This window comes from Candidatus Halocynthiibacter alkanivorans, assembly GCF_003333265.1.
In the GTDB taxonomy this organism is placed as follows: Bacteria; Pseudomonadota; Alphaproteobacteria; order Rhodobacterales; family Rhodobacteraceae; genus Halocyntiibacter_A; species Halocyntiibacter_A alkanivorans.
On record NZ_QOLB01000121.1, the window covers coordinates 1 to 19,861 of the forward strand.

20 protein-coding genes are annotated in these 19,861 nt (G+C 57.9%); 10 read left to right on the plus strand and 10 right to left on the minus strand.

The window, feature by feature from the left end; translation table 11 throughout:
- Positions 1-364, minus strand: a 364-nt coding sequence (locus tag DWA01_RS14985) for a helix-turn-helix domain-containing protein (protein WP_136057764.1), incomplete at its 3' end; no start/stop codon positions are given.
- Between the two features lie 249 nt (positions 365-613).
- On the opposite strand from DWA01_RS14985, the gene DWA01_RS14990 reads away from it, so the two are divergent.
- The 7 genes from DWA01_RS14990 to DWA01_RS15020 all read left to right on the plus strand — a co-directional run bounded on the left by DWA01_RS14990 (position 614) and on the right by DWA01_RS15020 (position 6,933).
- Positions 614-1,966: a substrate-binding protein gene (locus DWA01_RS14990; RefSeq protein ID WP_114286624.1), complete on the plus strand. Its 1,353-nt coding sequence runs from the start codon at positions 614-616 to the stop codon at positions 1,964-1,966.
- 149 nt (positions 1,967-2,115) lie between these two features.
- A complete protein-coding gene (locus DWA01_RS14995) occupies positions 2,116-3,147 on the plus strand; it encodes a branched-chain amino acid ABC transporter permease (protein WP_114286625.1) in 1,032 nt (343 codons plus the stop codon).
- A gap of 3 nt (positions 3,148-3,150) precedes the next feature.
- On the plus strand, positions 3,151-4,362 hold the full coding sequence (locus DWA01_RS15000) for a branched-chain amino acid ABC transporter permease (protein ID WP_114286626.1): 1,212 nt from the start codon (positions 3,151-3,153) through the stop codon (positions 4,360-4,362).
- Between the two features lie 28 nt (positions 4,363-4,390).
- Entirely contained in the window at positions 4,391-5,161 is a 771-nt protein-coding gene (locus tag DWA01_RS15005) for an ABC transporter ATP-binding protein (protein ID WP_114286627.1), read from the plus strand.
- On the plus strand, positions 5,158-5,928 hold the full coding sequence (locus DWA01_RS15010; RefSeq protein WP_114286628.1) for an ABC transporter ATP-binding protein: 771 nt from the start codon (positions 5,158-5,160) through the stop codon (positions 5,926-5,928). Before DWA01_RS15005 ends, DWA01_RS15010 begins: the two co-directional genes overlap by 4 nt.
- 219 nt (positions 5,929-6,147) lie before the next feature.
- Positions 6,148-6,459 (plus strand): ArsR/SmtB family transcription factor, encoded by a 312-nt coding sequence (locus DWA01_RS15015; RefSeq protein ID WP_114286629.1) that lies wholly within the window; start codon positions 6,148-6,150, stop codon positions 6,457-6,459.
- Between the two features lie 9 nt (positions 6,460-6,468).
- Positions 6,469-6,933 carry an SRPBCC domain-containing protein gene (locus DWA01_RS15020; RefSeq protein ID WP_114286630.1) on the plus strand — a complete coding sequence of 155 codons (465 nt, stop codon included), beginning with the start codon at positions 6,469-6,471 and terminating at the stop codon, positions 6,931-6,933.
- Between the two features lie 163 nt (positions 6,934-7,096).
- Here the strand turns inward: DWA01_RS15020 and DWA01_RS15025 are convergent, their stop codons facing one another.
- The 7 genes from DWA01_RS15025 to DWA01_RS15060 all read right to left on the minus strand — a co-directional run bounded on the left by DWA01_RS15025 (position 7,097) and on the right by DWA01_RS15060 (position 14,849).
- Positions 7,097-7,417, minus strand: coding sequence for a hypothetical protein (locus DWA01_RS15025; RefSeq protein ID WP_114286631.1), 321 nt, complete (start codon positions 7,415-7,417; stop codon positions 7,097-7,099).
- A gap of 250 nt (positions 7,418-7,667) precedes the next feature.
- Positions 7,668-8,654: an ABC transporter substrate-binding protein gene (locus DWA01_RS15030; RefSeq protein WP_114286632.1), complete on the minus strand. Its 987-nt coding sequence runs from the start codon at positions 8,652-8,654 to the stop codon at positions 7,668-7,670.
- A 138-nt stretch (positions 8,655-8,792) separates the two neighbouring features.
- The gene (locus tag DWA01_RS15035; protein WP_114286656.1) at positions 8,793-9,584 is read right to left on the minus strand and encodes an ABC transporter permease; all 792 of its coding nucleotides are present in this window, start codon (positions 9,582-9,584) and stop codon (positions 8,793-8,795) included.
- A gap of 442 nt (positions 9,585-10,026) precedes the next feature.
- On the minus strand, positions 10,027-10,890 hold the full coding sequence (locus tag DWA01_RS15045; RefSeq protein WP_114286634.1) for an ABC transporter permease: 864 nt from the start codon (positions 10,888-10,890) through the stop codon (positions 10,027-10,029).
- 84 nt (positions 10,891-10,974) lie between these two features.
- Complete coding sequence (locus tag DWA01_RS15050; RefSeq protein ID WP_114286635.1) at positions 10,975-11,748, minus strand: ABC transporter ATP-binding protein; 774 nt, start codon at positions 11,746-11,748, stop codon at positions 10,975-10,977.
- Between the two features lie 98 nt (positions 11,749-11,846).
- The gene (gene hydA / locus DWA01_RS15055; protein ID WP_114286636.1) at positions 11,847-13,298 is read right to left on the minus strand and encodes a dihydropyrimidinase; all 1,452 of its coding nucleotides are present in this window, start codon (positions 13,296-13,298) and stop codon (positions 11,847-11,849) included.
- A 300-nt stretch (positions 13,299-13,598) separates the two neighbouring features.
- Positions 13,599-14,849, minus strand: coding sequence for a Zn-dependent hydrolase (locus DWA01_RS15060; protein WP_114286637.1), 1,251 nt, complete (start codon positions 14,847-14,849; stop codon positions 13,599-13,601).
- A gap of 334 nt (positions 14,850-15,183) precedes the next feature.
- On the opposite strand from DWA01_RS15060, the gene DWA01_RS15065 reads away from it, so the two are divergent.
- Entirely contained in the window at positions 15,184-15,813 is a 630-nt protein-coding gene (locus tag DWA01_RS15065) for a TetR family transcriptional regulator C-terminal domain-containing protein (protein ID WP_114286638.1), read from the plus strand.
- 102 nt (positions 15,814-15,915) lie between these two features.
- Positions 15,916-16,401 (plus strand): hypothetical protein, encoded by a 486-nt coding sequence (locus tag DWA01_RS15070; RefSeq protein WP_114286639.1) that lies wholly within the window; start codon positions 15,916-15,918, stop codon positions 16,399-16,401.
- 53 nt (positions 16,402-16,454) lie between these two features.
- Here DWA01_RS15070 and preA read toward each other — a convergent pair whose 3' ends face one another.
- Together preA and DWA01_RS15080 are read right to left on the minus strand one after the other, a co-directional pair.
- Positions 16,455-17,759, minus strand: a complete 1,305-nt coding sequence (gene preA / locus DWA01_RS15075) for an NAD-dependent dihydropyrimidine dehydrogenase subunit PreA (RefSeq protein ID WP_114286640.1) — start codon at positions 17,757-17,759, stop codon at positions 16,455-16,457.
- A gap of 4 nt (positions 17,760-17,763) precedes the next feature.
- Positions 17,764-19,104 (minus strand): NAD(P)-dependent oxidoreductase, encoded by a 1,341-nt coding sequence (locus DWA01_RS15080; RefSeq protein WP_114286641.1) that lies wholly within the window; start codon positions 19,102-19,104, stop codon positions 17,764-17,766.
- 267 nt (positions 19,105-19,371) lie between these two features.
- Here DWA01_RS15080 and accB point away from each other — a divergent pair, with 267 nt between their 5' ends.
- Positions 19,372-19,854: an acetyl-CoA carboxylase biotin carboxyl carrier protein gene (accB, locus tag DWA01_RS15085; protein WP_114286642.1), complete on the plus strand. Its 483-nt coding sequence runs from the start codon at positions 19,372-19,374 to the stop codon at positions 19,852-19,854.
- Positions 19,855-19,861 lie beyond the last annotated feature (7 nt).

Below are 19,861 nucleotides of genomic sequence, written 5' to 3' on the forward strand. Positions count from 1 at the left end.
TGGAAGTGGATGCCGCCCCCACTGCCTGCGCGGCCGGACCGCCCCCGGCTGGCGCGCCCGGCAGCTGGCCGGTGCGGCGCCCGCTGCGGGGGCTGGGAAGCGCCCCGGACAGCGCAGTACTGGCCGCATCCCGCAGCCCCTCCAGCAAAGCCACCTCCGCGCCCTCGCTCAGCAGCGAAACCTCAACACCCATTTGCCGCGCCAGATCGATCAGCAACTTGCCCCCGATTCTGCGCCGGTTGTGCTCAATCAGGTTCAGATAGGCCGGAGATATGCCAACGGCCCGCGCCAGATCCGCCTGTTTCTGCCCCAGCAACACCCGGCGCGCCCGGATCCGGCTGCCCGTCAAGGTCGGTCCCGACATCTGATTCCCCCTGTCTTCTCAGTCTCTTTAACAGCTGCCCCGCGTCAAAATTTTGCAGCTGCGGGATAACTTGTTTACAAAACCTATCACGGATCTGTGTATTAATTTACAAAAAAATCTTTAAATCAAAGCCACTTGTTGAGAATTTTTCAAATCAGCAACATGCTAAAACGCATTCCGTAAAAGGAATACACCCCAACGGGACAGCAAGATCCTGAACGGGTGACACCATTATTCTGGGAGGACTACATGACCAAATCGAATTTCACCCGTCGCGGCATGCTGAAGACAGGTGCCCTAGCCGGCTCCGGCCTCGCGCTGCCGACGATATTCACCGCGCAATCTGCCGCGGCGGCCAGCTTTACCAATGACCCCACCGGCAGCACTGTAACGCTGGGCTTTAACGTGCCCCAGTCCGGTCCCTATGCAGATGAGGGCGCCGATGAGCTGCGCGCCTATCAGCTCGCCGTAGAACATCTGAACGGCGAAGGTGACGGCGGCATGCTCAGCACCTTCAGCTCGAAAGTGCTTGAAGGCAACGGTATCCTTGGCAAAAAAGTACAGTTTGTCACCGGCGACACTCAGACCAAGTCGGATGCCGCACGTGCTTCGGCCAAGTCGATGATCGAAAAAGACGGCGCGGTAATGATCACCGGCGGTTCGTCCTCCGGTGTCGCCATCGCGGTTCAGGGCTTGTGCCAGGAAGCCGGCGTTATCTTTATGGCGGGTCTGACCCACTCCAATGACACCACTGGCAAAGACAAAAAAGCCAACGGGTTCCGCCATTTCTTCAACGCCTATATGTCCGCTGCCGCTCTGGCACCGGTGCTGGCGGCACGGTATGGCACGGATCGCAAGGCCTATCACCTGACCGCCGATTACACCTGGGGCTGGACCCAGGAGGAATCGATCGCTTCCGCCACCGAAGCCCTCGGCTGGAGCACAGTGAACAAGGTGCGCACGCCGCTCGCCTCCACCGATTTCTCCTCCTATATTGCCCCGGTGCTGAACTCCGGCGCCGATGTGCTGATCCTGAACCACTACGGTGGCAACATGGTGAACTCTCTGACCAATGCGGTGCAGTTCGGCCTGCGCGACAAGATGGTGAACAATAAGAACTTCGAAATCATCGTGCCGCTCTATTCGCGCCTGATGGCACGCGGTGCCGGCAAAAACGTTGCGGGCATTCTCGGATCCACCAACTGGCACTGGTCGCTGCAGGACGCGGGCTCCAAAGCCTTCGTGCAATCCTTCGGCATGCGCTGGGGCTTCCCGCCAAGCCAGGCCGCCCACACGGTCTATTGCCAGACTCTGCTCTATGCGGATGCGGTGACCCGTGCCGGCTCGTTTAACCCCTGTGCGGTTGGCGAAGCGCTGGAAGGCTATGAGTTCGACGGTCTGGGCAACGGTAAAACGCTTTACCGCGCCGATGATCACCAGTGTTTCAAAGACGTGCTGGTGGTGAAGGGCAAAGAAAACCCGGACAACGAGTTCGATCTTCTCGAAGTCGTCGAAGTGACCCCCGCAGCCCAGGTCACCTATGCCCCGGATCACCCAATGTTCGCTGGCGGCGCTCTCGGGGAATGTAACCCGGGCGCCTAGACGCAAGAACAGGGGGGCGCGCGGGACCTGTGGTCCCGCGCGCCCCCCGCCGCGACGCCGTCAGGCGGCGCAAAACCACATCACGGCCCGCGGCCGGACCGCGCGCCAATCTGCATTTTGGACCACACTTAGACCTGGGGCTGGGGACGATGGACGTAATCCTGCTACAAATCCTGAACGGGCTGGACAAAGGCTCGGCCTATGCGCTGATTGCGCTGGGACTTACACTTATATTTGGCACGCTCGGGGTGGTGAATTTCGCCCATGGCGCGCTGTTCATGATCGGCGCTTTCTGCGCGGTGACCCTGTCGCGGCTGATCAATCTCAGCTACGTCACCCTGGATCCGGTCAAGACCGACTTTTTGGGCAACCCGGCCAAGATCAAAACCCCCTATGTGGAAGCCTGGTTCGGGCCTGAGACCGGCGCCTGGCTGATCGACTGGTCGGTACCACTGGCGATCCTGTTCGCCATCCCGGTGATGATCGCCGTCGGTTTCATCATGGAACGCGGGCTGATCAAACATTTCTACAAACGGCCGCACGCCGACCAGATCCTCGTCACCTTTGGCCTCGCCATCGTGCTGCAGGAGGTGATCAAGTATTTTTACGGCGCCAATCCGATCCCGACTCCGGCGCCGGAACTGTTCCGCGGCTCGTTTGATTTTGGCGTGCTGATCGGTTTTGATCCCAACGCCATCATCTACCCTTACTGGCGGCTGGTCTATTTCGCCTTCTCTGCTCTCGTCATCGGTGCGGTGTTTGCCTTCCTGCGGTTCACCACTTTTGGCATGGTGGTGCGCGCTGGCATGGCCGACCGCGAAACCGTCGGCCTGCTGGGCATCGACATCGACAAACGCTTTACCATCATGTTTGGCATCGCCGCCGCCGTCGCCGGTCTTGCCGGTGTGATGTATGCGCCAATCAATTCTCCCAATTACCATATGGGCATGGATTTCCTCGTGCTGTCCTTCGTTGTGGTGGTGGTCGGCGGCATGGGCTCGCTGCCCGGCGCAGTGCTGGCGGGTTTCTTGCTCGGCGTGCTGGAAAGCTTCGCCTCAATGAACTGGATCAAAGATATCATCCCCGGCATCGACCAGGTCATCATCTACCTTGTTGCAATCATCATCCTTCTGACCCGCCCGCGCGGACTGATGGGTAAAAAAGGCGTGATGGAGGATTAACCCATGCTTGGACTGAATACAAAAGACACCAGGCTGCTGCTGATCGTCATCGCACTGACGCTAAGCACCCCGATCCTGCTGCAACCCTTCGCCGAAGGCACAGGCCTTGCCCAGTTCAACGCTGGTTACCCCGACTTGATGCAGCGTTTTGCCATCTTCGGTATCTTCGCCATCGGCTTTAACATCCTGTTCGGCCTCACCGGCTACCTGTCGTTTGGCCACGCGGCCTTTCTCGGTGTCGGCTCCTACTCCGCCGTGTGGATGTTCAAACTGCTGAGCATGAACATCCTGCCCGGCCTGATCCTCGCGGTGATCGTCTCCGGCCTGTTCGCGCTGCTGATCGGCTTTGTCTCACTGCGCCGCTCCGGCATCTATTTCTCCATCCTCACCCTGGCTTTTGCCCAGATGAGCTTTAACCTCGCCTATTCAGTGCTGACCCCGATCACCAACGGGGAAACCGGGCTGCAGGTCACCCTGAATGACCCGCGCATCCTTGATGGGGTGAATGCCAGCCCCTACACCAACCTGTTTGGCCTGCCGATGAGCTCTTCTGTCAAACTGGAACTGCTGGGCCGTCTGTTCACCTTTAACCTCGGCTATTATTTCTGCGCTGTAATCGCCATCCTCGCCTTCTACCTCAGCCTGCGCATCTTTCGCTCCCCCTTTGGCCTGATGCTGCGCGCGGTAAAGTGCAACCAGCAGCGCATGAGCTACACCGGGCTGAACGCGCGCCCCTATACCCTTGCAGCCTTTGTGATCTCTGGCATGTATGCCGGTCTCGCCGGCGGATTGCTGGCGGCGATGGATCCGCTGGCAGGCGCTGAGCGCATGCAGTGGACCGCCTCAGGCGAAGTGGTTCTGATGACCATTCTGGGCGGTGCCGGCACTCTGATGGGCCCGGTTCTGGGCGCCGGTTTCATCAAATATTTCGAGAACATCTTCTCCAAAATCAACGACACCGTGCTGCACAGCTGGTTCGCGTTCCTGCCCGACGGCATTGAAGACGCGTTGGTTTTCGTGGTGCAGCCCTTTGTCGGCAAAGGCTGGCAGCTGACGCTCGGCCTCGTGTTTATGCTGGTGGTAGTGTTCCTGCCCGGCGGGTTGATGGAGGGCGGCCAGCGCATCAGCGCCTGGATCCGTCGCAAGTCACGCAAAGATGACGGCCGCGCCGACAGCGAACACCGCCCGGGAACCAGCCCGCATATTGCCGAATAACGCAGCCCACAGCCGTAAGGAGACCATTATGGGACTATTAGAAGTCAAGAATATCGGCAAACGTTTTGGCGGGTTGCAGGCGCTGGACGATGTCACCCTGTCGGTCAGGGAGAACACCATTCACGCCATCATCGGCCCCAATGGTGCCGGTAAATCCACCCTGCTCAACGTGCTGGTGGGCAAGCTGATCCCTGACACCGGATCGGTGATGTTTGACGGCCAGTCCGTGCTCGGGCGCAAGCCACATGAGATCAACCAGATGGGCATCAGCCGGGTGTTCCAGACCCCGGAGATCTTTGGCGAGCTCTCGGTGATGGAAAACATGCTGATCCCCTGCTTTGCCAAACGCGACGGCGCCTTCCGCCTGCATGCCATCGAAAGCATCCGCAGCGAAAAAGGCCTCAACGCTCAAGCCGAACAGATGCTCAGCGACGTCAATATGATCGACAAGCGCCATATGAACGCCGCCTCTCTGTCGCGCGGGGACAAACGCCGGCTGGAAATGGCAATGTGTCTGGTGCAACAACCAAAACTGCTGCTGCTGGACGAGCCCACCGCCGGCATGGCGCGCGCCGATACCAACAACACCATCGAACTGCTGCGCGAGCTCAAAAGCAAACATGACATCACCATGGTGATCATTGAGCACGACATGCATGTGGTGTTCTCGCTGGCCGAACGCATCACCGTGCTGGCCCAGGGCACGCCGCTGGTCGAAGACATTCCCGCCAATATCAAAGGCCACCCCAAGGTCCAGGAGGCCTATCTCGGCCAGTCCGCAGAAGGAGCGACCGGATGATCCACTCCGCCACAGCGGTCCCCGTCACCGCCACACCCACCGCCACCGCAGCCGCCCCCGGCCCGGCCTATTTCTCGGTCTGGGACCTGCACGCCTATTATGGCGAAAGCTATATCGTCCAGGGCGTCAGCTTTAATGTGCAGGAAGGCGAAATCCTCGCGCTGCTGGGCCGCAACGGTGCTGGCAAAACCTCAACCCTGCGCGCCATCGCCCGGCTGGATGATCCGATGATCACCCACGGCGAAGTCTGGCTCGACCATCAGCGCCTGCACTCGATGAAATCCTTTGAGGCCGCGATTGCCGGCCTGGCACTGGTGCCCGAAGACCGCCGCATCATCGCCGGGTTGACGGTCGAGGAAAACCTGCAGCTGGCGCAGATCATTGAACCGGTGGGCTGGTCGCTGGAGCGGCTCTATGACCTGTTCCCGCGCCTGGGCGAGCGGCGCAAACAAGAGGGCATCACCCTGTCCGGCGGCGAACAGCAAATGCTGGCCATCGCGCGCGCCCTCGCCCGTGACATCAAAGTGCTCTTGCTGGACGAACCCTATGAAGGCCTTGCCCCGGTGATCGTGGACGAGATCGAAAAAACCCTCAACCTGATCAAAGAACAGGGCATCACCACTGTCATTGTCGAACAAAACGCCATCCGCGCGCTGGAACTGGCCGACCGTGCGGTGATTCTGGACACCGGCAAAGTGGTGTTTGACGGCACCGCGCAGGAAGTGCTGGACAACGCCCAACTGCGCTCAGAATACCTCGCAATTTAGCGGCTGTTAATGTTCACAGCTTTTAATACTGGCTACATACGGTTCCAACTATGCCGGACCCATTTCCTGGCAGTCCGGCCGTCGCCCTCTTGATCCGGGGCGGCGGCCTTTTTTATGTCCGGACCCCTTGTCCGCGGCGACCGGCACGCTGTCAGGGCACGGGCAATGCGTTTTGAATGTCCCCTTGACAACTCCGTAAGTCACCGGTTACCGTTAGTCATGACTTATATTGCCGCCATCGAAGCGCTGGCCGATCCGACCCGGCGCCACATCTTTGAATCTCTGCGCAGCCGCCCCAAAAACGTCGGCGAACTGGCCGCAAGCCAGACCGTCAGCCGCCCCGCCGTGTCACAGCATCTCAAAGTGCTGCAACAGGCGCGCCTCGTAACGGTGGAACCCCATGGCACCAAACGTGTCTATGCCATCCGCAGCGAGGGGCTGGAAGAACTGCGCAGTTATCTCGACAGTTTCGGAACCGACATTCTGGCTGCCTTTGCCGCCGAAATTACTCTGCGCCAAACCAATAATTAGGAGAAATACATGCTCGACCCGCTGATAAACTCCATCGAAGTGCCCTGCGACCAGCAAAAAGCCTTCACCATTTTTATTGAGCAGATGACCACATGGTGGCCGCTGGACAAATTCACCACCTCGGCAATGGGCGGCGCCCCTGCCAAAGAAATCCGGGTGGATGCGCGCGCCGGCGGTGCCATCATCGAAGTCGGCGCGGATGACACGGAAACCCTGTATGGCAACATCGAAGCCTATGATCCCTATGGTTTTCTCAGCATGTGGTTCCACTTCGGCCCGCCCGGAGTTGAGATCACTGAGCGCACCCTGGTTGAACTGACGTTTGAGACGATTGACGCCAACAATACCCGGGTTGAACTGCGCCAGAGCAACTGGGAAGCCCTCGGCGACATGGCCGCCGACATCCGTGGTGGTTATGAGTTTGGCTGGAAAATGATCTTTGAACAGGGTTACGCCGCGGCCTGTTCTGGCTGAGCGCCGCACCAACGCCGCCTCTCCCGCCCCGCTTGGCCAAACGGTCCGGCCTGGCCAGGTGAGGCGGACCTGCCGCGCACGGCCAGCAACATGGACCCTGCCCGGGCCGGCCCCAGCGCCAGCGCCAGACACCTATGCCACCTTGCAAAGTATGCTCATGGATTCAATTATTGATTATGCGAACCCAAGCCGATCTGATCGGACGCCCTTTCAATCCAAGCAACCTGTACAATCCAAAAACGCGCCACATTTCTTCTACAAAGGTAGTCACTCCCACCGCAAAAAAGGGAAGCAAAAATAAGAAAACCGGAGCTCCAAAGAATAAAGTGATCACACCAGGGTTCAGCTCAAGTAAAACCGACGTATAGACCAATCCAACTCCAAAAAGCCCCGCAGCCAGTGTGGCGGAAATTGCTACAAGTGCACCGCCAATCAAGGGGATTTTCTCAATAATACTGAGCGCCGATCTAAGTAATTTATTCATGTCCGTTCGGTGCGGTAAAAGGAGTTGATACGTTCACAAAAGTGGAAAATACAAGATTGTGCAACCTGGCTGGTAAGCGCCAAAACTGAAATTATCGCAAGCAATATCATGCCTGAATTTCGCACAAAACTTTCCTTAACGCATTGAAATCCCCACAACTCTATGACGAGAGACTTTAATAGACAACCCGCCCATAAAAAACGCGCCCCCCGGGTTGGGAGGCGCGCCTGATCTCATACGACGGGCTGGCTTATTTCAGCGCCGCATTGGTGATGTCGAGCGTATAGGCGCCCTCTGGCATCATGGTGATCACCGGATCGGAGCCACCAGACATCAGCGAATCCACCGTGCGGGTATAGGCCGCGATATCAAGCGCCCCTTCTGAGCCCGCAGTCAGCTTGGCGATCTCCCCCATCATCCGACGCTGATGTTTGACGGTCTGCGCCCCGGTCTCATCATATTCCAGCACGATGTCGGCCGCCTCATCCGGATTGGCCTCAGCGTATTTCCAGCCCTTCATAGAGGCGCGCACAAAGCGCACCAGCTCGTCCTTGAACTCCTCGTCCGACAGCCGCTCTTCCAGCACATAAAGCCCGTCTTCCAGCGTCGCCACACCCTGATTTTCGTACTTAAAGGTGATCAGCTCATCCGCACCCAGACCGGCATCAATGATCTGCCAGTATTCATTGTAGGTCATGGTGGACACACAATCGGCCTGTTTCTGCAGAATCGGATCGACGTTAAAGCCTTGCTTCAGCACCGTCACACCGGCGTCAGAGCCGTCGGTGGCGAGACCCAGCTGGCTCATCCAGCTCAGGAAGGGGAATTCATTGCCAAAGAACCACACACCCAGCGTCTTGCCGGCGAAATCCGCAGGCGAGGTGATGCCAGTGTCGGTGCGGCAGGTCAGCATCATGCCGGAACTCGCGAACGGCTGTGCGATATTGACCATCGGCAGACCTTTTTCCCGCGCCGCCAACGCCGCCGGCATCCACTCGACGGTGACATCAGCGCCACCACCGGCCAAAACCTGGGTCGGCGCAATATCAGGCCCGCCCGGTTTGATGGTCACATTCAGGTCTTCCTCGGAATAAAAGCCTTTTTCCAGCGCCACGTAATAACCGGCAAACTGCGCCTGGGTCACCCATTTCAACTGCAGCGTCAGATCATCCGGCTCGGCCCATGCGGCCCCGCCCATCACGCTCAGCACCAGCGCGCTTGTCAGTAACTTCTTCATATCAAATAACCTCCATGTTGATGTCCGGGCGTTTTCGCCCTTGTTTCAGAGCGTTGCCGCCCCTGTTTGTCACCGGGCTAAACGCCCGGATTGGATCAGAAATGTCATTCCCGTCAGAAATGTCACCCCCGGTTTAAACTATCCCCGCTGGGACGGATGCCAGAATGTCACCCGCTTTTCGATCAGCCCGACCAGACCATAAAACGCCGAGCCGGTCAAAGCCGCCACGGTGATTTCTGCCCAGACCATGTCCAGCCCCAACCGTCCGACCTCAGTCGAGATGCGAAAGCCCATGCCCTTGATCGGAGACCCAAAAAACTCCGCCACAATCGCCCCGATCAGCGCCAGGGTGGTGGCGATTTTCAGCCCGTTAAAGATAAAGGGCATCGCCGCCGGCAGCCGCAGTTTGATCAGCGCCTGCCAATAAGAGGCGGAATAGGTCTTCATCAGGTCACGCTGCATCATCGTGGTGTCTGCCAGCCCGGCCACCGTATTCACCAGCACCGGGAAAAACACCATGATCACCACCACCGCCGCCTTGGACTGCCAGTCAAAGCCGAACCACATCACCAGGATCGGCGCCACGCCGATGATCGGCAAAGCGGCGACAAAATTGCCCACCGGCAACAGCCCGCGCTGCAGGAAGGGCGAGCGGTCGATCAAAACCGCCACCGCCACCGCCGCACCACATCCCATCAGATAGCCGCTCAACGCGCCTTTGATGATGGTCTGCACAAAATCAACCCAGAGTGTCGGAATTTCCGTGGCAAAACGGGCGGCAATCGCCGAGGGCGGCGGCAGAATCACCGCCGGCACGCCGAACAACATCACCACCAGCTGCCACAGGCCCAGCAAGGTCAGCCCGAATAACGCAGGCACCACAAAACTGCCACGCCCGCTCGCCGCCAAACTTGTATTGATCCACCACATGCCCAACCAGACGGCGAGCACTGCGGCCACTTTCCAGCCAAAAAATGCCGCCAGAATGACCCCAGCAACAAAGGCCCAGAACCTGAATGAGAAGACATGTTCGAGCGGGAAATTACTAATGTCGAGCAGCGACACCCACCGCTCCCATTTCTCAGTGACTTTTGCCAGGCTCATTGCGCCATCCCCACCCGCTCAACAATGCCGGAAATACCCGCCAGTGCCGGCACCCGCCTCCAGGTCAGCACGCCGCTGCCCCTCCCAAATGTGATGCTCATGGCCCCGGCCGCTCTTGCCGCTCTCACCGCAGCCCCAGCCGCTTGTTTCTTTTTGGTGAAAATATCCCGGGGTGTGAACTGGCCGCAGGCCAGGAGAGGGGCAGCGCCCCTCTGATGCGTCCTGCCGCGGGCGGCACCGCTCAGCGCCATTGTCGCCATCGCATAATTCATTGCGCCATCCCCATCCGTTTTAACGTCATCCGCTCAACAATGCCGACAATGCCCACCAGCATCCCCGCCAACGCTGCCGCCGCCAGAAGTGCCGACCATATCTGAATGGTCTGACCGTAATATGAGCCCGACAACAGCCGCGCCCCAAGTCCGCGCACCGCGCCCGAGGGCAGTTCGGCGACAATGGTGCCCACCAGCGAGGCAGCGACCCCGACTTTGAGCGAGGCGAACAGATAGGGCATTGAAGACGGCAGCCGCAGCTTCCAGAACATCGCAGCGCCCGAAGCATTATAAGTGCGCATCAGGTCCAGCTGCATCATGTCCGGTGCCCGCAACCCTTTGACCATGCCGACGACCACCGGGAAGAACGACAGATAGGCCGAAATCACCGCTTTGGGCAGCAAGCCCTGCACCCCCATCGAATTCAGCACCACGATAATCATCGGCGCAATCGCCAGAATCGGGATGGTCTGGGAGGCAATCGCCCAGGGCATCACGCTCATATCCATCGCCCGGTTATAGACAATGCCGATGGCCAGCAGAATGCCGGCGGTGGTGCCGATGCCAAAACCGACCATGGTGGCGGAAAAAGTGATCCAGCCGTGAAACACCAGCGAGCGTTTGCTGGTGATCTTTTTGCCCACTGTGGTCTTCCACAGCTCAGCCGCCACCTGATGCGGCGCCGGCAGCTTGGGGCGGTCCTGCGCCATCGTATCGGCAACCACCTCGGAAAAACTCAACTCCACGCCGGCGCGCTCAGCCTGGTCCTGCGTCCAGGTGGAATTCATCACCACGGCGCCGGCGTACCAGATCACAACGATCGCCAGCAGCACCGTCAGGATTGGAAACAGATTACGCATCACCGTTCCCCTTCCGTGCCTGCTTTTGCACAACCCGTGCTGCGTTTTGTGCAATTTTCACATAAGTTCGCTGCTCAACGGCCATTATGCATGCCCCGCTTTCAGCCCTTCACGCACCCGGTGCGCGATGGCAATGAATTCCGCACTGTCGCGGATTTCCAGCGGCCGTTCTTTGGGCAATGTGCTTTCGATCACGTCCGAAATGCGCCCCGGACGCGGGCTCATCACCACTATTTTGGTCGACAGGAAAACCGCCTCGGGGATCGAGTGGGTGACAAAAGCGATGGTCTTATTGGTGCGCGCCCAAAGCTGTAAAAGCTGCTCATTCAGATGGTCCCGCACGATCTCGTCCAGCGCGCCAAAGGGTTCATCCATAAGCATAATATCGGCATCAAAGGCCAGCGCGCGGGCAATAGAGGCGCGCTGCTGCATGCCACCGGACAGCTGCCAGGGGAACTTGTTTTCAAACCCGTTCAGATCGACCAGGTCCAGCACCCGTTTCACCCGTTCCTGACGCTCAGCCTTATCAAAGCCCATGATTTCCAGCGGCAATTTCACATTGCCCGCAATGGTGCGCCACGGATACAGCCCGGCGGCCTGGAACACATAGCCATAAGCCCTTGCTTGCCTTGCTTCTTCCGGGCTCATCCCGTTGACCGAAATCTCGCCTCCGGTGGGAGTTTCCAGCCCTGCAATGGCGCGCAGAAAGGTGGTTTTACCGCAGCCCGAGGGCCCGATAAAACTGACAAAATCGCCTTTGTTGATCTCAAGATTGACGTCTTTTAACGCATGCACCGGTCCGTCATTGGTCTGAAACGTCAGATCTAGCCCGCTCGCGTGAATTACTGGCTCTGTCATTGGCTGTAATTTATCCCTGTCGCCCGGAAAATTTTACCTTCCAGGCCGTTGTTATTCTTAGATAAAAACCGCCCCCAACAGAGGGAGCGGCCTGATCGTTATACTCCTGAGGCCGGAATGCCGCTGCGCTCTACCGGACGTGGCGCGGTCAGCTCTTTCCAGTTGGACAGCGCTTTGTTCACCGTGCCGTTGGGCTCACGGGCGACAAATTTGCCGTGGCCCTCTTTCGCCTGCAATACCCCGTCTTTCACCGCCACAAAACCACGGGTCAGCGTATAGCGCGGCAGCCCTTTCACGTGATGACCTTCAAACACGTTGTAGTCGATGTTGGAGACCTGTTTGTCGGCAGTAATGGTCTTTTCTTTTTCAGGATCCCATACCACCAGATCCGCGTCCGCACCCACCAGAATCGCACCCTTTTTAGGATAACAATTCAATATCTTAGCAATATTGGTCGAGGTTACGGCAACAAATTCGTTCATCGTCAGACGCCCGGTCGCTACCCCCTGGGTCCACAGCATCGGCATACGGTCTTCCAGACCGCCAGTGCCGTTTGGAATCTTGGTGAAATCACCCACTCCGCTGCGTTTCTGCTCAGTGGTAAAAGCACAATGGTCCGTCGCCACAACGCTCAATGAGCCCGACTGCAAACCGGCCCAGAGGCTGTCCTGATGTTTTTTATTGCGGAACGGCGGCGACATCACCCGGCGCGCAGCATGGTCCCAATCCTTGTTGAAATATTCGCTCTCATCCAGCGTCAGATGCTGGATAAGCGGTTCACCCCAAACGCGTTTTCCCTGCATGCGCGCCCGGCGGATCGCCTCGTGGCTTTCTTCACAAGAAGTATGCACCACATACAAAGGTGCCCCGGCCATATCCGCAATCATAATCGCCCGGTTGGTTGCTTCGCCCTCGACCTGCGGTGGACGGGAATAAGCATGCGCCTCAGGTCCGGTGTTGCCCTCCGCCAGAAGTCTTTGCTGAAGTTCTGCGACAACATCGCCATTCTCGGCATGCACCAGCGGCGTCGCCCCCAGTTCAGCACAGCGTGAAAACGACGCGTAAAGCTCGTCATCATTCACCATCAACGCGCCCTTATAGGCGAGGAAGTGCTTGAAAGTATTGATACCTTTTTCAGTGACGGCTTTCATCTCGTCAAAGACCTGCTCGCCCCACCAGGTCACCGCCATGTGGTAAGAATAGTCACAGGCGGCAAGGCTGGATTTGTTGTGCCAGCGATCGAGCGCTGCCAGCAAAGACTCCCCCGGATTTGGCAGCGCAAAATCCACCACCATCGTGGTGCCCCCGGCCAGAGCAGCCCGCGTACCAGAGCCAAAATCGTCGCTGGAATAGGTGCCCATAAATGGCATTTCCAGATGGGTATGGGGGTCGATGCCGCCAGGCATCACGTAACAGCCGCTGGCATCAAGGGTTTCATCCCCCTGTAAATCCTTGCCAATTTCAATGATAACTCCGTTCTCAATCAGAACATCTGCCACATAGGTCAGATCGGCTGTGACAACGGTGCCTCCTTTGATGACGGTGGTCATGGCTACTATTCCTTGTTGGTGGCGCCCTCGCATTTGTTGCAGGGTCACTTGGTTATTGTCGGCGCGCGGCCCGGGCATTGCCGCGCTGCCGTTTTGTCTTTTGCATGCTGCACTGAAACTGACCGTCCGGTCAAATATCCACTGCGTCTATCTGCGTTCTTTTGCGACAGCGTTCTGCCTGGGCCGGTTTCCTGCATCCGGAAACCCCGCCTTATACAAGCGTCGAGATTTCAGATTTCTCCGTGCAACTTCAATGCATTGATCGCCTATATTACGCGGATATATTCCTCAGAAACTGGCTCATTCCACGATCACAGCCGTTTCCAGAACCGCATGCAGCAACACGTCCGCCCCCGCTGCAGCCCAGTCCTGACTGATGTCTTCCGCCTCGTTATGGCTCAACCCGTCAACACAGGGGCACATGATCATCGCCGTTGGCGCAACTTTGTTGATCCAACACGCATCATGCCCGGCTCCCGAAATGATATCGCGATGGCTGTAGCCCAGACGCTCGGCCGCGTTGCGCACCGCAGTGACACAGGCCGGATCAAACGTCACCGGATCAAAGCCGCCGACCTTCTCAAACTCGATGCCCAGCCCCATTTCAGCACAGATCTCCGCCGCGCCTTTTTTGAACCGTGTCTCCATATCCTCAATGACTTCCAGCACCGGAGAGCGGAAATCGACCGTAAACACCACCTTGCCCGGGATCACGTTACGCGAATTGGGGAAAACGTCGATGTGACCGGCCGCCCCCACCGCATTTGGTTTGTGGGACCAGGCGATTTCATCGACCAATTGCAAACACTTAGCCATGCCAAGCCCGGCGTTATAACGCATCGGCATCGGGGTGGATCCGGTATGCGCGTCCTTGCCGGTGATGGTCACCTGAGTCCAGCTCAGGCCCTGACCATGGGTGACAACACCGATGTCTTTGTCCTCGTTTTCCAGGATTGGCCCCTGCTCAATATGCAGCTCAAACATCGCATGCATCTTGCGCGCGCCGACGTCCTCATCGCCTTTCCAGCCAATGCGGGCCAGCTCATCGCCGAATTTTTTCCCCGCGGCGTCTTCGCGCGCATAGGCCCAGTCCTGACTGTGTACCTCAGCAAAAACCCCCGACGCCAGCATCGCCGGTGCATAGCGCGTGCCTTCTTCATTGGTCCAGTTGGTAACCACGATCGGGTGTTTGGTTTTCAGCCCCAGATCATTCATACTGCGCACGGCTTCAAGCCCGGCCAGCACCCCCAGAACACCGTCATATTTTCCGCCCGTCGGCTGCGTGTCCAGATGGCTGCCCATATAGACCGGCAAGGCGTCGGGATCGCTGCCCTCACGGCGCATAAACATATTGCCCATGGTATCGACGCCCATGCTCAGCCCGGCATCTTCGCACCAGGACTGAAACAACCGCCGCCCTTCGCCATCTTCATCGGTCAGTGTCTGACGGTTGTTGCCACCCGCCACGCCTGGCCCGATTTTGGCCATCTCCATCAGGCTGTCCCACAGACGGTTGCTGTTGATCTTAATATTCTCGCCTGGCGCCGCCATCGCAGCCTCCCTTTTTTACCCTGTTGACGGGGCAGTCCTTTTTACGAACCGCTCGCCTTGTTTTTGCACCGGCGCGCCCAGTTCGCGCGCCCGCGGCTTAATCGTTTTGTGGCCCCCGCCTCTTGCGTTCATGACGCAGGACAGCGATGCAAAAATCCGATAAGTTTGACCAAATGGTCAGAACCACGCTATCAGAGGTTCTGCACCAGTCAAGAACCGTCACACATTCAAAGCGGACCATTTTGCCTCCGACCGGAATTTCGCACAGAAGCATCTTTAATCTGGCGGGGAATTGGGCAGAATGGAAACCTGAGCGACAGGAAAGAACCGACAGATGAGCACATCGCGACCGCAGACCCGAATCCAGAAGAAAAACAAAGCCGCCATTCTAGAAGCCGCGCTGAGCGTGTTTTCACGGCATGGGTTCAGAGGCGCGACGCTGGATCAGATTGCAAACGAAGCCGGGCTGTCCAAGCCAAATCTGCTGTATTATTTCCCCTCGAAAGTTTCGATGCACCAGACCCTTCTGTCGAATCTTCTGCACCGCTGGCTGGATCCTCTCATCGCGATTGACCCGGAAGGCGAGCCGGTTGAAGAAGTTCTGGCCTACGTCTTGCGCAAACTTGAAATGGCACGTTTGTTTCCACGGGAAAGCCGTCTGTTTGCCAATGAAATTGTTCAGGGTGCGCCTAATTTCATGGACCAGATTGAAGGCGAACTGAAAGTTCTTGTAGATGAAAAAGCGGCGCTGTTCACTTCGTGGATGGAGACAGGAAGTCTAGCTAAGTCAGACCCTTATCATTTAATTTTTTCGATCTGGGCGACGACACAGCATTACGCTGATTATGATGCACAGGTCCGGATCATCCTGCGCCCGCAAGAAGACACCCATTTTGCTGATGCGGCCATCTACCTGGAAACTCTGTTCCGACGCATGCTCACGCCGGTGCCGGGGCTGAAGTAACCTTCCCTTAACCACCGCGCTCAGATTTTCTTGCCTGCGACTCCGTCAGGGTCTATTTTAAAGTGTCTGTCGGTGGGGGCTTCCGAATATTGGGAGCTAGGGATGACAGAAATATCCGGAATGCCGTCCTTTGGCGGTGTCGGCTTAGCTTATGTCGCGCCAGCAAGTATAGAACGGCAGGAAATACCCCGAATTGAGCCAACCGCTTCCTCGGGGACTGCGACTGATGCGCGTGACGATCTGTCTGGTGGCGCTGGTTCCAAACCGGACCAGAAACCAGATGCCAAACAAAGCCTGTACAAAGAAAAACTAGACGAAGAAACGCCTACAGGCCCGCCGCCAACGTTTCAGATTACGCTGCTGCAACTGGAATCAGAGTTGCGCACCAGCATCGCCCAAATTGAGGCCGCACGTGGCACCGATGAGGCTACGCAGGCGACTGAAACAAGAACCGCCGCGCCTGAAATTGCGGCGCCGAAAGATCAGAACGCACCTGAGAGCGCGGCAGAAAGTGTCGCCGGTCAGGCCTGGACCCTGCGCACGCCTTATGACGTCAATGCAAGCGCGGATCTGCGGCCAGGCAGCTAATAAACGAAAAACGGCCAGAGAGACTCTGGCCGTTTTTATTATGGTATGACGGTTTATTCCGCTGCGGTAGCAGAAGGATTGTTCGGATGCGCCGTCCAGTTGCCATATTCAGCTGCAACTTTTTCGCCGGTGCGCTCGTCCAGATCGCCAGGAGCCAGTTCTTTCATTGTGATGCAATTTTCGACCGGGCAGACAACCACACAGAGATTACAGGCCACACATTCGTCGTCCTTGACGGTGAACACCCGGTCATCAGACATTTCAATCGCCTGGTGGCTGGTATCTTCGCAAGCCGCGAAACAGCGGCCACAGCTGATACAGGCATCCTGATCAATCACCGCTTTGCTGATTTTGTTCAGATTCAGATACTGCCAGTCGGTCACATTGGGAACAGCGCGGCCTGCAACAGCGTCAATGCTTTCATGCCCCTTTTCATCCATCCACTGGCTCAGGCCTGACTTCATTTCCTCAACGATTTTAAAGCCATAAGTCATGGCCGCGGTACAAACCTGTACGTTACCACAGCCCAGAACAATAAACTCAGCCGCATCGCGCCATGTGGTGATGCCACCAATGCCCGAGATCGGCAGATCCGCCGTTTCCGGGTTGCGGGCGATTTCGGCCACCATATTCATCGCAATCGGCTTTACCGCCGGGCCGCAATAGCCGCCGTGGGTGCCCTTGCCATCGATGGTGGGCTGAGGTGCAAAATTATCCAGGTCCACTGAGACAATCGAATTGATGGTGTTGATCAGACTGACCGCATCCGCCCCGCCCCGTTTGGCCGCTTCGGCCGGACGGCGGATGTCGGTGATATTGGGTGTCAGTTTTACGATCACCGGCATGCGCGAGTACTGTTTGCACCAGCGCGTCACCATTTCGATATATTCAGGCACCTGGCCCACGGCCGAGCCCATGCCGCGTTCAGCCATGCCGTGCGGACAACCGAAATTCAGTTCAATGCCGTCAGCGCCAGTCTCTTCAACATGGGGCAGGATGGCTTTCCACGCCTCTTCTTCACAGGGCACCATCAGCGAGACAATCATGGCGCGGTCCGGGTAATCCCGCTTCACCGCTTTAATTTCACGCAGGTTTACTTCCAGCGGCCGGTCGGTGATCAGCTCAATATTGTTCAGCCCCAGCAGACGCCGGTCGGCGCCCCAGATGGCACCATAACGCGGCCCGTTGACGTTCACCACCGGCGGGCCTTCTTCGCCCAGCGTTTTCCAGACCACACCGCCCCAGCCGGCCTCAAAGGCGCGGCGCACGTTGTATTCTTTGTCTGTTGGTGGCGCGGAAGCCAGCCAGAAGGGATTGGGGGATTTGATACCTGCGAATGTGCTTGCAAGATTTGCCATGGGTTTACTCCTTCACACTCAGGCTGGTGTGGATGTCTTCTGCCGCATCGCGGCCCTCAGCGACGGCGGTCACCGTCAGATCGTCCCCGCCCGAGGCGCAGTCGCCCCCGGCCCAGACACCCGCACGTGAGCTGCGTCCGGTCTCAGACACCACGATCTTACCACGTTCAACGGTCAGATCAGCTGGCGCACCGGTCAGGGTCTGCCCGATGGCTTTGAACAGCTGGTCTGCCGCGAGGAAAAACCGCTCGCCGGTGCCGCTCAGCTTGCCACCGTCATCAACGGTATACTCAAATTCCACTTCCTGCACCGCACCGTTGCCATGCACAGCAACCGGCATCGCGTTATAGATGATACGGACGCCTTTAGAGCTGGCCAGATCCTGTTCAAACAGCGACGCGCCCATGCGGTCTTTGCCACGGCGATAGACCATAGTGACGCTGTCGGCACCAAGCAGTTTCGACTGCACCGCGGCGTCCACCGCCGTCATGCCACCACCAATAACAACCACATTGCGCCCCACCGGCAGCGCCGGCAGGTCGTCCGCCTGGCGCAGATCTGAAATGAAATCAACGGCATCGGTAACGTTGCCCTTGTCTTCACCGTCGGCACGCAGCGCATTCACCCCTGCCAGCCCCATGCCAAGGAACACCGCATCATAATCCGCAGCGAGCGCGTCCAAATCCAGGTTTTCCCCGAGCCGCTGACCCAGGCGGATCTCAATACCACCGATTTCAAGCAGCCAGGCCACTTCGCGTTCCGCGAAGCTGTCGACCGACTTGTAAGAGGCGATGCCAAATTCGTTCAGCCCGCCAGCTTTGGCCCGGCCGTCAAAAACAACAACGTCATGGCCCTTTAACGCAAGACGATGCGCGCAGGACAGACCGGCCGGACCGGCACCAACGACGGCAACTTTTTTTCCAGTGCTCGCGGCACGGGCAAACGGATGGACACCCTTTTCCATCAACGTATCGGTAGCAAAGCGCTGCAACCGGCCAATTTCAACTGGTTTGCCTTCGGCAGTTTCGCGCACGCAAACTTCTTCGCACAGCGTTTCTGTCGGGCACACGCGGGCGCACATGCCGCCCATGATATTCTGCTCCAGAATAGTTCTGGCCGCCGATTCTTCTGTGCCGGTGGAGATCTGCCGGATGAACAACGGGATGTCGATCGAGGTCGGACAGGCCGTCATACATGGCGCATCATGGCAGAAATAGCAGCGATCGGACGCGACTGCAGCCTCATGCGCCGTCAGTGGCGCGTGAAGGTCGCTGAAATTATCAGCGTAGGAATCCCGCGGCAACCTGCCGGCGGCGACTCCTGGTGTCAGCTGGCTATGAGTCATAGCTTGCTCCCTGTTGTCTCTTTTTGATTGCCCCCAGCCTTGCACAGGAATTTATTTTATCAAACGGTAAAATTTTAAAATCGACCAATTGGTGCAATTTCCTGCTCAACGCTGCTGTGCAGCGAAAGAATATCGACAAAATAGACGTGATTACGGCGGGATGAGCGGGCGGATCGCGCTTTCCTCCCCTGGTGACGTAGAGTATAAGCGATTTCATATTTGGGACGAGCCCGCCAAGACGGGCAGCGGGAACCGGCTGAGGACACCATGGCAAACAAGAAAAATGAAGCAGACGTAGAATTCATCAAGGCACTCGCTGCAGTGCTCGACAACAATGATCTGACCGAACTTGAGGTCATGCGTGAATATGGCGAATCTGACAGTCTGAATGTGCGCGTGAGCCGCGTGCAGCCTCAGACCGTCCTTGCTGCTGCGCCGGTCGCTGCTGCGCCGGTCGCCGTTGCGGCTGCTCCCGCCGCCGCCGCGCCTGCTGCGGTTGCGGACCCCGCAACAGATCCAAACGCGGTTCCTTCCCCCATGGTCGGCACCGTGTACCTGGCGCCTGAGCCTGGGGCAGCCAATTTTGTAAAGGTCGGCGATCAGGTGTCTGAAGGTCAGACGCTTTTGATCGTTGAGGCGATGAAAACCATGAACCACATCCCGGCGCCAAAATCCGGCACCGTCAAACGGGTTCTGGTTGATGACGGCACCACCGTTGAATTCGGTGCCCCGCTGATGATCGTTGAATAGGGCGCCC

Coding starts and splice junctions, on each gene's coding strand:
- DWA01_RS15000 (WP_114286626.1), top strand. CDS start 3,151: ATGCTTGGACTGAATACAAAAGACACCAGGCTGCTGCTGATCGTCATC.
- DWA01_RS15015 (WP_114286629.1), top strand. CDS start 6,148: ATGACTTATATTGCCGCCATCGAAGCGCTGGCCGATCCGACCCGGCGC.
- DWA01_RS15070 (WP_114286639.1), top strand. CDS start 15,916: ATGACAGAAATATCCGGAATGCCGTCCTTTGGCGGTGTCGGCTTAGCT.
- DWA01_RS15045 (WP_114286634.1), bottom strand. CDS start 10,890: ATGCGTAATCTGTTTCCAATCCTGACGGTGCTGCTGGCGATCGTTGTG.
- DWA01_RS15065 (WP_114286638.1), top strand. CDS start 15,184: ATGAGCACATCGCGACCGCAGACCCGAATCCAGAAGAAAAACAAAGCC.
- DWA01_RS14990 (WP_114286624.1), top strand. CDS start 614: ATGACCAAATCGAATTTCACCCGTCGCGGCATGCTGAAGACAGGTGCC.
- DWA01_RS15010 (WP_114286628.1), top strand. CDS start 5,158: ATGATCCACTCCGCCACAGCGGTCCCCGTCACCGCCACACCCACCGCC.
- DWA01_RS15030 (WP_114286632.1), bottom strand. CDS start 8,654: ATGAAGAAGTTACTGACAAGCGCGCTGGTGCTGAGCGTGATGGGCGGG.
- DWA01_RS15050 (WP_114286635.1), bottom strand. CDS start 11,748: ATGACAGAGCCAGTAATTCACGCGAGCGGGCTAGATCTGACGTTTCAG.
- DWA01_RS15020 (WP_114286630.1), top strand. CDS start 6,469: ATGCTCGACCCGCTGATAAACTCCATCGAAGTGCCCTGCGACCAGCAA.
- DWA01_RS15005 (WP_114286627.1), top strand. CDS start 4,391: ATGGGACTATTAGAAGTCAAGAATATCGGCAAACGTTTTGGCGGGTTG.
- DWA01_RS15025 (WP_114286631.1), bottom strand. CDS start 7,417: ATGAATAAATTACTTAGATCGGCGCTCAGTATTATTGAGAAAATCCCC.
- DWA01_RS15060 (WP_114286637.1), bottom strand. CDS start 14,849: ATGGCGGCGCCAGGCGAGAATATTAAGATCAACAGCAACCGTCTGTGG.
- DWA01_RS14995 (WP_114286625.1), top strand. CDS start 2,116: ATGGACGTAATCCTGCTACAAATCCTGAACGGGCTGGACAAAGGCTCG.
- hydA (WP_114286636.1), bottom strand. CDS start 13,298: ATGACCACCGTCATCAAAGGAGGCACCGTTGTCACAGCCGATCTGACC.
- DWA01_RS15035 (WP_114286656.1), bottom strand. CDS start 9,584: ATGTGGTGGATCAATACAAGTTTGGCGGCGAGCGGGCGTGGCAGTTTT.
- preA (WP_114286640.1), bottom strand. CDS start 17,759: ATGGCAAATCTTGCAAGCACATTCGCAGGTATCAAATCCCCCAATCCC.
- DWA01_RS15080 (WP_114286641.1), bottom strand. CDS start 19,104: ATGACTCATAGCCAGCTGACACCAGGAGTCGCCGCCGGCAGGTTGCCG.
- accB (WP_114286642.1), top strand. CDS start 19,372: ATGGCAAACAAGAAAAATGAAGCAGACGTAGAATTCATCAAGGCACTC.